The organism is Thermincola sp. GK-1, from assembly GCF_059412445.1.
Window position 1 is genome coordinate 42,744 of the sequence record NZ_JBSQAT010000013.1, and the last position, 12,674, is coordinate 55,417.

At 48.3% G+C, this 12,674-nt stretch carries 10 protein-coding genes; all 10 read left to right on the forward strand.

Going from position 1 to position 12,674, the window contains the following annotated elements; translation table 11 throughout:
* Nucleotides 1-56: 56 nt before the first annotated feature.
* The 10 genes from leuS to ACSNJE_RS12235 all read left to right on the forward strand — a co-directional run bounded on the left by leuS (nt 57) and on the right by ACSNJE_RS12235 (nt 12,673).
* On the forward strand, nt 57-2,525 hold the full coding sequence (gene leuS, locus ACSNJE_RS12190) for a leucine--tRNA ligase (protein WP_495252749.1): 2,469 nt from the start codon (nt 57-59) through the stop codon (nt 2,523-2,525).
* Between the two features lie 107 nt (nt 2,526-2,632).
* A complete protein-coding gene (locus ACSNJE_RS12195; RefSeq protein WP_052218013.1) occupies nt 2,633-3,055 on the forward strand; it encodes a 4Fe-4S dicluster domain-containing protein in 423 nt (140 codons plus the stop codon).
* Nucleotides 3,048-4,784 carry an aldehyde ferredoxin oxidoreductase N-terminal domain-containing protein gene (locus tag ACSNJE_RS12200; protein ID WP_052218011.1) on the forward strand — a complete coding sequence of 579 codons (1,737 nt, stop codon included), beginning with the start codon at nt 3,048-3,050 and terminating at the stop codon, nt 4,782-4,784. The genes ACSNJE_RS12195 and ACSNJE_RS12200 overlap by 8 nt, the downstream gene beginning before the upstream one ends.
* 128 nt (nt 4,785-4,912) lie before the next feature.
* Nucleotides 4,913-5,689 (forward strand): class I SAM-dependent methyltransferase, encoded by a 777-nt coding sequence (locus ACSNJE_RS12205; RefSeq protein WP_495252750.1) that lies wholly within the window; start codon nt 4,913-4,915, stop codon nt 5,687-5,689.
* Nucleotides 5,690-5,763: 74 nt separating this feature from the next.
* Entirely contained in the window at nt 5,764-6,282 is a 519-nt protein-coding gene (locus ACSNJE_RS12210) for a CGGC domain-containing protein (RefSeq protein WP_495252751.1), read from the forward strand.
* Nucleotides 6,283-6,340: 58 nt separating this feature from the next.
* A complete protein-coding gene (locus ACSNJE_RS12215; RefSeq protein ID WP_013121335.1) occupies nt 6,341-6,517 on the forward strand; it encodes an ATP-binding protein in 177 nt (58 codons plus the stop codon).
* Between the two features lie 124 nt (nt 6,518-6,641).
* A complete protein-coding gene (locus tag ACSNJE_RS12220; RefSeq protein ID WP_052218007.1) occupies nt 6,642-7,553 on the forward strand; it encodes a ferredoxin-like domain-containing protein in 912 nt (303 codons plus the stop codon).
* A 381-nt stretch (nt 7,554-7,934) separates the two neighbouring features.
* Nucleotides 7,935-8,477, forward strand: coding sequence for a hypothetical protein (locus ACSNJE_RS12225; RefSeq protein WP_052218005.1), 543 nt, complete (start codon nt 7,935-7,937; stop codon nt 8,475-8,477).
* A 367-nt stretch (nt 8,478-8,844) separates the two neighbouring features.
* Nucleotides 8,845-10,566 (forward strand): aldehyde ferredoxin oxidoreductase family protein, encoded by a 1,722-nt coding sequence (locus ACSNJE_RS12230; RefSeq protein WP_495252752.1) that lies wholly within the window; start codon nt 8,845-8,847, stop codon nt 10,564-10,566.
* A 133-nt stretch (nt 10,567-10,699) separates the two neighbouring features.
* Nucleotides 10,700-12,673, forward strand: coding sequence for a sigma-54-dependent Fis family transcriptional regulator (locus ACSNJE_RS12235; protein ID WP_495252753.1), 1,974 nt, complete (start codon nt 10,700-10,702; stop codon nt 12,671-12,673).
* Nucleotide 12,674 lies beyond the last annotated feature (1 nt).

Here is a 12,674-nt window from a genome sequence, read left to right on the forward strand (position 1 = left end):
CTACAGTGTTGCTGAGTTTAAACTGTTAACGTTACAGCATAGGGGGAAGTGTAGTCGTGAAAGAAAAATATTCATTTAAAGAAATTGAGACTAAATGGCAAAAGATTTGGGACGACATGGGTTTACACAAAGTAAAGGATGACCGTAGTAAGCCCAAGTATTATGCGCTGGAAATGTTCCCTTATCCTTCGGGGAATTTACATATGGGCCATGTGCGCAACTATTCGATCGGCGATGTGGTCGCCAGATTTAAAACCATGCAGGGTTATAACGTTTTGCATCCTATGGGGTGGGACGCCTTTGGACTGCCGGCTGAGAATGCGGCGATTAAGCATGGCGTACCGCCTGCCCGATGGACTTTGAGCAATATAGAAAACATGCGGAACCAGTTAAAGAGGCTGGGCTTTAGCTATGACTGGGAACGCGAGGTTACCACCTGCCTGCCCGATTATTATAAATGGACCCAGTGGCTTTTCCTCCTGTTTTATAAACGGGGGTTGGCCTACAAAAAGAAATCGGCTGTTAACTGGTGTCCTGACTGTATGACGGTGCTGGCCAATGAGCAGGTTGTCAATGGGGCCTGTGAACGCTGCGGCGCCCAGGTGGGTAAAAAAGAACTGGCTCAGTGGTTTTTCAAGATTACCGACTATGCAGACCGATTGCTTAAAGATATTGAACTGTTAAAGGGTTGGCCCGATAAGGTAAAAATCATGCAGGAAAACTGGATCGGCCGTAGCGAAGGCGCCGAGGTCCGGTTTAAGGTGGCCGAGACGGACGATGAAATCACCGTTTATACAACGCGACCCGATACTATATACGGCGTTACCTTCATGGTTCTTGCGCCGGAGCATCCTTTGGTGGAAAAACTGACCAGGGGTACTGCCTACGAAGCAGTAGCCACCGAGTTTGTGCAAAAGGCCCAGGCATTAAACGAAATAGCCAGGACTTCGGGGGATAATGAAAAAGAGGGCCTTTTTATCGGTGTCCATGTCATTAACCCGTTGACCGGCGAAAAAATTCCTTTGTACATAGCCAACTATGTCTTAATGGATTACGGTACAGGGGCGGTTATGGGTGTACCGGCTCACGACCAGCGTGACTTTGATTTTGCCACCAAATATAATTTGCCCATCAGGCCCGTAATCGTACCGGAGGGAACGGAACCGCCTGCCGTGATGGAAGAGGCTTTTGAAGCGCAAGGTATTATGATAAATTCCGGGCCCTTTAACGGTTTGCCGAACGAAGAAGCTCTGAATAAGATAATAAAATATTTGGAAGAAAAGGGAATAGGCCGGGGTACTGTAAATTTCCGGCTCCGGGACTGGTTAATTTCCCGGCAGAGGTACTGGGGAGCGCCCATCCCCATCATCTATTGTGATAAATGCGGTACTGTACCTGTTCCCGAGGAACAGTTACCGGTTATGCTGCCTGACGATGTGGAATTCAAGCCCACAGGCCAGTCGCCGCTGGCAGAATGCCCTTCGTTCGTGAATACCACCTGTCCGACCTGCGGCGGGCCGGCGAAGAGGGAAACCGATACCATGGATACCTTCATCTGTTCATCATGGTATTTCCTGCGGTACTGCAGCCCCCACGCAACGGAAGTTGCTTTTGAACGGGCGGCCGTGGATTACTGGATGCCGGTGGAACAATATATCGGCGGCGTGGAACATGCGATTCTGCACCTGCTTTATTCCAGGTTTTTTGCCAAGGTGCTCTATGACGCCGGCTTAGTAGGTTTTGAGGAGCCCTTTACCAATCTGTTGACGCAGGGTATGGTTTTAAAAGACGGCGCGAAGATGTCCAAATCCAAGGGCAATGTGGTCAGTCCCGAGGAAATCGTTGCCAAGTACGGCGCCGATACGGCCCGGTTGTTTATCCTGTTTGCCGCGCCACCGGAAAGAGACCTGGAATGGAGCGACCAGGGCGTGGAAGGGGCTTTCCGTTTCCTCAACCGGGTTTGGCGGCTGGTATATAATTATGTTTCGGGTTTGGATGACACTGCCCATGTGGAGGAAATGGCTCCGGCCGACAGGGAAATGCGCCGGATAACCCACGTTACAATAAAGCGAGTAACCGACGATATCAGCCAGCGTTTCAACTTCAATACGGCTATTAGCGCGATCATGGAAATGGTGAACGCTCTGTACCAGTACAGGGATAAGAATGAAAGACGCAACAGCGCCGTAGAAGCTGAGGCTATGAACAGCCTGATCTTGCTGCTGGCGCCCTTTGCGCCGCACATAGCGGAGGAACTGTGGCATGAACTAGGGTTTACCGATAGTGTGCATACTCAGCCATGGCCCAAATATGACCCGGCTGCAACTGTCCAGGACGAAGTGGAAATTGTCATCCAGATCAACGGTAAAGTGAAGGAGAGAATGATGGCGCCGGCAAGTCTGGATGCAGGCGGGCTGCAGCAGTTTGCTATGGACCAGGAGTCTGTGCAAAAGCTGATCGAAGGCAAACAGGTGGTAAAGGTTGTTGCCGTGCCCAAGAAACTGGTGAATATTGTCGTTAAATAATTCATCCCCGGCCGTTCGGCCGGGGATGAATTTTCCATTGAACAGTGTCCGCGGTGTGATATAATTAATATCATAGGAATTGTTACATATTTCACATTCAGAAGGTGATGCAGGTGGCAGAAGCAAAAATCCTAAAAGCTCCGGGTATGGCCAAGTGTATAGGCTGTTATTCCTGCATGCTGGCTTGCGCCAGGGTCATACACAATGACTATTCGCCGAGACGCAGTGCCATTCAGATCAGATCGACAGGCGGTCTGCAAAGCAGTTTCCTGGCGGTTATCTGCCGGGGATGTCTGAAACCTGCCTGTGCGGAAGCCTGCCCGGCGGAGGCCTTGGTAGAAAGACCGGGAGGCGGGGTAATTTTCAAAAAAGACCTTTGCACTGGCTGCCGCAAGTGCGTGGCAGCCTGTAGTGTTGAGGCCATCTTCTTTGATGAAGATGAAAAAAAGCCCATCGTATGTATTCAGTGTGGCACCTGTACCCGTTATTGCCCACACCAAGTAATCACTATGGAGGTTCGAAATGATTAATGCGAACGGTATCAGGGTATTAGAGATTGACCTGAACAAGCAAAAGATAAAGGCGCATAATCGCAAAGATTTACTGGCTTATCTTGGCGGGGTAGGTGTGGCCACAAAATTACTGGACGAATATATAATGCCGGAGAAGGATGCCTTGGACGGTGACCAACCTATTGTCTTCGCCATAGGACCTATGGAAACGATTTTTCCTGTGGTGACCAAGGTAGTGGCCATGTTTCGTTCTCCTTTAACGGGGGAGCTGGGTGAAAGTTATGCAGGGCTGCGGCTGGGACTGGCCATGCGTTTTACCGGGTATGATGCTATAGTTGTGAAGGGAAAAGCCACTAAGCCAACTTATCTGGTAATTACTGCTGACGGAGTGGAGTTTAAGAACGCAGAACCTTTGTGGGGGCTGACTGTTGAGGAGACAGGCCGGATTCTGCGCAGGAGAGAGACCGGTTCTGGGCTGCGCAGTTGTATTCGCATCGGTCGCGCCGGGGAAAAGTTAATTTCTTTTGCCGGTGTAAACGTGGATACATACCGGCATTTTGGCCGCCTGGGACTGGGCGCCGTTTTTGGCAGCAAGAATTTAAAAGCTATGGTAGTAAAAGGGGAAGAGGGGCTGGCTATTACTGATAAAAAGGAATACCAGCGGGTTTACAAGGAAATATACCAGAGGGTTGTAGAAACGGAAGTGATGGATAAGTATCATGGGCTGGGAACGGCTGTAAATGTCCTGCCTTTAAATGCCATGAACGGTTTGCCTACCAAGAACCTGCAGGCCGGGAGCTTTGCGGGGGCAGAGGAGATCAGCGGCGAGGCTTTTGCCAAGCACAGTCTGGTCAGGAAACTGGCTTGCTCCGGGTGTCCCATTGGCTGTATTCACATTGCCCAGGTCAGGCGCCAGTTCGGAGACCATTACGAATACTATACAACTCCTATCTCTTACGATCATGAGCTGGTTTTTGCCCTGGGTTCGTTCCTTGGTATTGACAACAGAGACCAATTGTTGGAGTTGATTGAAAAGACAGAGCTTTACGGCCTGGACAGTATTTCAACGGGGGTACTGCTGGGCTGGCTGACGGAGGCTTTTGAAAAGCAACTGGTTAGGGAAGAAATGATCGGCTGTCGGCCTGCCTTTGGCAATGCCTCTGTCTACAGAGAGATAATTGACCGGCTGGTGGCTATGGATTCGGATTTTTACAGGGACCTGGCGAGGGGGACATGGTACGCCGCCGCCAAATACGGTGGCTGTGATTTTGCCATGTGCCTCGGTGGTCATGAAATGGCCGGATATCACACCGGACACGCTTTTATATTTGGGCAGGCCGTTGGGGCAAGGCACTCTCACCTGGATAATGCCGGTTACTCGATAGACCAGAAGCTGCAGGGGTGGGACCCTGAGCAGGTGGTTGACAAAATTATTAACGAGGAAATTGAGCGAAACATACTAAACTCCCTTGTCATCTGCCTGTTTGCCCGGAACGTGTATGACAGGCGAACGGTGGTTTCGGCGTTAAGAGCTATTGGCCTGGACTGGAATGAAGAAAGTTTAGGTGAACTCGGAAAGAAAGTTTTCCGATTAAAACGCGATTTAAAGGAAAAACTGGGTTACCGCCTGGAAAATATTTGTTTTCCGCAGCGGTATTTTGAAACCAAAAGCTTTACCGGTTTTGTGGAAGAAGAAAAAATTAAGCAGCTTATGGACATTTATAAGTCCAGGTATTATACGGTTTAAAAGCCCGTGGTCGAATGTGATATATATCACAGTTTTTTCGGACCCACGTCATAGTGGGTGTTTTTTTATTTTTGTACAATGAAGGCAGGACCGGTTTCAGTGAGGTCAGGAGAAGGACGGTGGTTTTCATGCAGCTGGAGGATAACATCAATATTTTTGAGGTTTTTGGTTTTTATTATGATAAAATGATTGATTGGGAAACGAGACTCCGGAATGAAGGGCCTTTTTTTAAAGAAACTGTTGCCGCCAGAGGTGTAAGCAGGGTTTTGGATGTAGGCTGCGGCACCGGCAGACACGCTATCATGTTTGCTCAATGGGGGCTGGATGTTACAGCGATAGACCCCAGCGGGGAAATGATTGAAAAAGCCGGGGAAAATGCCAAAATTGCCAGTGCTGTGGTGAAATTGTACCAAATGGGGGCGGACGGCCTTGGACAATTGAATCAGAAGTTTGATATGGTTACCTGCCTGGGCAATTCACTGGCCCATATCAGGGAAAAGGAAGTTTTGGTTGCAACCATCCAGGAGTTTTATGATTGTCTGGAGAATAACGGAATCCTTATAATTCAAATGAGAAATTACGATAAAGTTTTTTTAAACAGAGAAAGGTACATGCCCCTGAATGTTTACCGCGACCACCGGGAAGAAGTTCTGTTTCTCAGGATGACGGATCTGATAAGCGATGAACAGGTACAGTTTAACATCCTTGTTTTTCAACGGGAGAAGGCTGGAGAATGGAAGTTCCACGTACTGTCAGAGCCATTGACCCCGTGGCGGCGGCACGATTTGCTGGCAGTTATGGCTGAGGTGGGCTTTAAAAATATAGAGACTTACGGAAATTATAAAAAGAGGGCGTGGTCCAAAGAAGAGTCCAATGACCTGATTATAACAGCGGAAAAATCATAAACTGCAGATTAATGGTATTAGGGTGCGATCGGGGCGCAGGGCCACCGGTTGCCGATTATAAAGGAGTGGCGCTTATGAAATGGACAGAAGAAGCTTTGCGTGAGATGGAAAAGGTGCCCGGTTTCGTCAGGAAAATGGCCAAAAGCGCAGTGGAAAAACTGGCCAGGGAAAAAAATATTGATGAAATAACTGAAGATTTGGTACAGGAGACAAAAGACAGGTACTTTTCCATGGTTTCCGGCAAGAACAAAGAAGAGAAGAAGACTACCAAAGTGGCGGTGGTCCGCTGCAACATTGTCTCTGAAGTGTGTCCCGGCGTGGGCTGCCTGAAAGCCTTTAATAACCGAAAAGTACATTTCGAACAGTACGGCCCTGACACCGAACTTATTGGCTTCTTTACCTGCGGGGGTTGCAGTGGGCGCCGGGTTTCCAGACTGGTAGAAAAACTGAAGAATTATGACCTGGATGTTCTGCATTTGAGTTCCTGCATGTGTATGGATTTGGAGGACTACCAGAAATGCCCTTTTAAAAACCAAATTAAAAAAGTAGTTGAAGCCAAAGGGGTTAAAGTGGTAGAAGGGACCCATCATTGAGCAACTAATGGGTCCCTATGCTTAAAAATTGCATTATATAAAAAGGGAGTGATAGAACATGGCACCAAAAATAAACGTAGAAGAATGTATAGGGTGCGGAACCTGTGCCGATGTCTGTCCGCAGGGCGTCTGGCGGGTTGAGGACGGTAAGGCAGTGCAAGTCCACCCTGAGGCCTGCATAGAGTGTGGGGCCTGTGTGGATAGCTGCCCCGTCCAGTGTCTGTCCCTTGATTAACTGTAGTATAAACTAAATGAATCACATATTGGTTAGCTGCATTACATATTGAAGGCGTAAGTGGAAAAACTAGTGAAAGACAGAATTGAGCCATTGGTTTTTGATTATAAGGAGGTCGGATATCATGCAGATAACCAGAAATATGACGGTAGGCGAAGTATTGAAATTAAACCCCAAAACGGCCGATGTATTTCGGGCCATGGGCATGCAATGTCTGGGATGTCCGTCTGCCACGGCGGAAACCGTTGCCGGAGCGGCCAGGACCCATGGTATAGACGAGACAGAACTGTTGACCCGACTGAACAGCGCCGGGTTCGGTGAGGCCAGCGAAGAAGCGAAGGCTTTGGCTCAACCCAAAGGGGCAGTACTGCAGAGAGACAAAAAAACCTACGCCATTGTTCCCCATATACCGGGCGGTATAACCAATCCGGCAACCCTGAGAAAAATTGCCGATGTGGCGGAGAAATATGGTGCGGAAGTGATCAAGGTTACTTCTGCGCAACGATTGGCCATTGTAGGTCTGAAGCATGAAGATGTTGAGAAAGCCTGGAATGACCTGGGCATGGATCCAGGACATGCTGTCGGGCTCTGTGTCAGGAGCGTAAAAATCTGCCCGGCCACCACATTCTGCAAGCGCGGCCAGCAGGATGCCGTAGGGCTGGGGCTGGAATTGGATAAAAAATATCACGGCATGGAATTACCAGGCAAATTCAAGATGGCTGTTTCCGGCTGCCAGAACTCCTGTTCAGAACCGGCGGTAAGGGACATAGGCATAATGGGAACATCTAAAGGTTATGTTGTGATGGTAGGCGGTAACGCCGGCGTTAAACCCCGGTTGGGGGACAGGATTGCTGATCAGCTTGAACCCGACCAGGTTTTAGAGCTGGTTGATAAAATTATTAATTGGTACAAGGGAAATGCCAGGCATAATGAACGCCTGGGAGAACTTATTGACCGGGTGGGGCTGGATACCTTTAAGCAGGCTGTGCTTGGCCCAGAGGCTGCGACTGCTGTAGCCCCGAATCGCGGTATATGATGTAGCAAACATCCTACAAAAAACGCGACCACAGGGTCGCGTTTTTTTCACGGAACACCATTCAACCGCCTATATGACCACTCGACGGCCAAATGCAACCGTTTACGGAAAAAGTGTTTTTACAGGAAGGAATTCATACATAAATTATAAAAAACATTAAAAAGAGCTTGTCTATTAAATGAACTGCAATAAGGGAGGCGGGACGCCAGGTAAGTTATTTTTTTCACAATCAATACAGTTTTTTAAGCCAATAACTTTTCAGGTTTATTTAAAGCACCTGTTCCGGCATGGGATAGGTGCTTGTTTGTCAGAGAAGAGAAATTGGCTATTGGTGTCAGGTTGTTGGGTGTATTGTGGTGTATCTGTGGGGGGATATATAATATGGGGAGTTTGGCAAAGAAGCCATTGTCAGTTTGGCTTATTGGCTGGTTATTTATCATCATTGCCGGTCAAATGGTACTGTCCGGGAGTTTGAACCTGCTCTATCCAGGTTCGGCGGCATCGGCGGAACAGGAGGAAATGATATATCTGCAAAACAGTATGCCAAGTATTTTCGGCCGTGTGTTAGAATACTATAACGACAATTTTTATTGGTTTGCGATATTGCAGGTGCTGTTTTCCGCCTTTATGCTTATATGCGGGATTATGTTTATCAGACTTTATGCCTGGGCCAGAAGCGCCCTTGAAATCATGGCGTCTTTGGGGTTGGGCTATGTAATTGGCGTGACGGTTTTTTATATCTCCTCATGGATAAGCCTGATAAGGAAACCGGGGATTGAAGGGATGAACAGCGGTTTTGTGACGGTTATGGTTTTGGGCGCTGTGGCAGGTATGACGGTATGGGCAGTACTGTTGGCGGTAACAATAAAACACCTGCGTGGACAAACAATCAGGAAAGCAGTTAACAGGCGCTTGTTAATATAGTTAACAAGCCTCTTCTGAAAAAGAAGAGGCTTGTTTTAATTTGAGACGGGTGTTTCATTATGAGAAAAGGCATATTGTATTTAATTACTGGTTTTACATGGTGTATTACGATTTCTTTGCACGAGAAAGTACCAAAACGGGAAACGTCATAAAAGTCCAAAAGACCGATAAAATCCTGTAATTCAGGGACCAGCATTATTTTATTATGGTTGGCACGAGAATTGCTTCTAAAAATACAAGGCGGCAATTCATATGATGAAATTTCTTCAGATTTGCATGTCCTGCTGTTGTGGAAATGCAAACGTAAGGGCGCCGGAAGCAATTTGCCGCCCGGCCAAAACTAAAAATAAAGGGAGGTCTTTTGGTTATGAAAATTTATCGTGTAAACATGACGAACCAGACAGTTACCGTGGAAGATGTCCCCGCTGAATGGAAGGGGTTGGGCGGAAGGGCCTTGACCTCGGCGATTGTGGGTAAAGAAGTGGAACCAACTTGTCATCCCTTAGGCAAAAACAACAAACTGGTAATTGCGCCCGGGTTGCTGAGCGGCACGGCTGCTCCCAATTCAGGGCGGTTGTCTGTAGGCGCCAAGAGCCCGCTTACAGGTGGGATTAAGGAGAGCAATGCCGGTGGCACTGCTGCCCAAAAGCTGGCCAGGCTGGGCATAAAGGCGCTGATTATTGAGGGACAGCCGGAAGGGGATAAATTTTACAGCATTCATGTTGATAAAAATGGCTGCCGGGTGCAGGAAGAAAACGAACTGGTGGGCAAGGGAAATTACGAAGTAGTTGCCCGACTGACGGAGAAATTTGGCAGCAAGATCGGAGTTTTAACTATCGGCCAGGCCGGAGAAACCCGTATGGCGGCAGCCAATATTTCGGTGAAAGACCCCGACGGCAATCTGCGCAGCGCCGGACGTGGCGGTCTGGGGGCGGTAATGGGTGCAAAAAAGGTTAAATATATTACCATAGACGATGCCGGCGCTCCGGGCGTTGCTATTGCGGACCAGGAAAAGTTTAAAGAGGCTGCCCGCAGGCTGGCCAAGGGGTTGCGGGAACATCCCGTCACGGGCCAGGGATTGCCCACCTATGGTACAAATGTGTTAGTCAATATAATCAATGAAGCCGGCGGGTTACCGACGCAAAATTTCCGTTTGGGCCGTTACGAACATGCTAATAAAATAAGCGGTGAAACAATGCATGATATAATTGTCAGCAGAAACGGAAAACCCACCCATGGCTGTCATGCCGGTTGTGTAATCCGTTGTTCGCAGATATATAATGATAAAGACGGAAATTACCTGACGGCTGGTTTTGAGTACGAGACCATCTGGGGATTTGGAGCTCACTGTTGCATAGATGACCTGGACATTATCGCCCAGGCCGACCGCATTTGCGACGATATTGGCATTGATTCCATAGAAACCGCTGTAACTATGGGTGTTGCTATGGAAGGAGGGGTAATCCCCTTCGGCGATGGACCGGGGATGTTGAACTTATTGAAGGAAATCGAAAAAAGTACTTACCTTGGCCGCATCCTTGGCAATGGCGCTGCCTTCACGGGCAAGGCCCTGGGCGTTACAAGGGTTCCCGTGGTCAAAGGGCAGGCTATGCCCGCGTATGACCCCCGGGCCGTTAAAGGAATCGGCTTGACCTACGCTACTTCGCCGATGGGAGCTGACCATACAGCCGGTTATTCTGTGGCCACCAATGTTTTAAAAGTGGGTGGAGAGGTAAATCCACTGGGGAAAGAAGGCAACATAGAGTTGTCCAGAAACCTGCAAATCGCCACCGCAGCACTGGACAGCGCAGGGCTTTGCCTGTTTGTGGCTTTTTGTATCCTGGATAACGCCGATGCTTTTCAGGCTATCGTAGACATGATTAATGCCGAGTACGGTTTGAACCTTACGAATGACGATATCACCGAATTAGGTAAGTCTGTGCTACGGACTGAACGCGCATTCAATGAGGCGGCCGGGTTTACCAGGGAACATGACCGGTTACCCGAGTTTTTCCGGGAAGAATGCCCGCCGCATAATACTACATGGGACTTTACCGGCGAAGAAATTGACACTCTTTATAACTTTTAACAGATGAAAAACCGGGGACTCCTGAAAATGGAGTCCTTTTTTTTGCTGAAAAAATAGCTTATCCTTGGTATAATGGAGGTACGAAAGAAAAGGAACTAATCACGCAAAAACTTTACCGGCAAAGGGTGAGGGTATGGGGAATAATGAAGCGGGTCTGTGGAACACCTTTATGGAAACAGGGGAAATCCCGGTCCAGGTGGATCCTATTATAAAGCGTTCATGGGAGCGATGCCGCAAATACGAGGTTAACCACCATAAAGTGAAAAAAAACGAGCTCTTGAGTCCGGCCCGATTGCGGGAAACTATTCAGGAAAACCGGCAGTTGGTAGAGGTAGCCACCCCTATTATGGAAGACCTGTTTATGTGCTTGCGGGGTTTGGGTTTTATGGTGATTTTGGCCGATGCCAGAGGTTACCTTTTGAAGTGTTTCACTGACGATGATTTTTCCAGTCATGCCAGGAAAGTTATGCTGTGCGAAGGAGCCAACTGGTCTGAACGTTTCAAGGGGACCAATGCTATCGGAACTTCGCTGGCAGAAAACCAACCGGTAACGGTTTTTGCTACGGAGCATTATGTCAGGGAAAACCATATTTTGGCTTGTGCCGCTGTACCAATAAAAGGCCCTGGGGGCAAAACGCTTGGGACACTTGATGTAACCGGTGAAAGCGGAAAAGGCAGTGACCGGGTGTTTTGCATGGTTAAAATGGCTGCCCAGAACATTGAACGGGAAATGCGGTTGCTTGATATACAGACCAGGTTTAATCTGAACAGGGCGAAATACGAAGGCCTTGTGGAATTGATGCGGGAAGGCGCGGTCATGATTGACGAAGACGGAATTGTGCGGGAAATGAACCAGTCTGCCTGCAAGATTCTGGGCCTTAAAAAGGAAGAATGCCTGGGAGAGAACATCGAGGAATTATTTAATCTGAATAACTTGTGGGTGATAGAAAGCGCCACTTCCCATACCAGGGAACTGACTGTAAGCACAAAAAACGGTTCCACACCGGTCAATACCAGAACTAAACGCATATACGGCCCGGACGGCAGCCCCCAGGGAATGGTGGCTATTGTTAACCCGGAAGACAAAAGCGCTTCGGAGGTAACAGGTAAAAAGTCCGGAAGAGGTTTACCTGAACGGGGAAACGTGGTGCGCTATACCTTTGACCAGATTATCGGTCAAAGCAAATACCTGCAACAGGTGATTTCCATATGCAAAAGGGTAGCCAAGAATGACTCAACCGTTTTACTGCAGGGTGAAACAGGGACAGGCAAGGAAATGCTGGCTCAGGCCATTCACCAGGAAAGTTCCCGCCGGAACGGGCCTTTTGTAGCTGTGAATTGTGCTGCTATTCCGCCCGAACTGGTGGAAAGTGAGTTGTTTGGTTACGAGGAAGGTGCTTTTACAGGGGCGCGCAAAGGCGGAAAACCCGGTAAATTTGAATTGGCTGATAAGGGGACAATTTTTCTTGACGAGATAGGGGATATGCCTTTGCAGGCCCAGGTCAGTTTATTGAGAGCGCTGCAGGAGAAGCAGTTTTTCCGGGTTGGCGGGCAGGAAAGCAAGACAGTTGATGCAAGGGTTATCGTGGCTACGCACCGCAACCTGGCCCAAATGGTTGAAGAGGGCGCTTTCCGTCAGGATTTATATTTCAGATTGAATGTTGTCAACATTTTTATTCCTCCCCTGCGTGCGAGAAAAGACGATATCCCGCTGCTGGTAAACGCATTTTTGGATAAATACAGGGCAAAAGTCGGTAGACCTGAATTAAAATTGTTGCCGGAAACCCTGGAAATATTGCAGGGATACAGTTGGCCGGGGAATATAAGGGAATTGGAAAACGTAATTGAGGGTTTGGTGAATGTCGTTGAAGGTGAAGAAATAACGCCCCGGGATTTGCCCGAAAATATCAGGAACAGGCAGAAAGAAAAGGCCGCTGCCGCAAAGACGGGAACCCTGCAGGAATTGGAAAAGGAAGCCATTAAAAAGGCTATTGTTGATTGCGGCGGCAGTATCAGCGCAGCCGCGGCCCGGTTAAATATAGGGAGAAGCACGATTTACCGCAAAATCAGGGAATATAATATTGATATAAAAGCATTGATTGGATAAA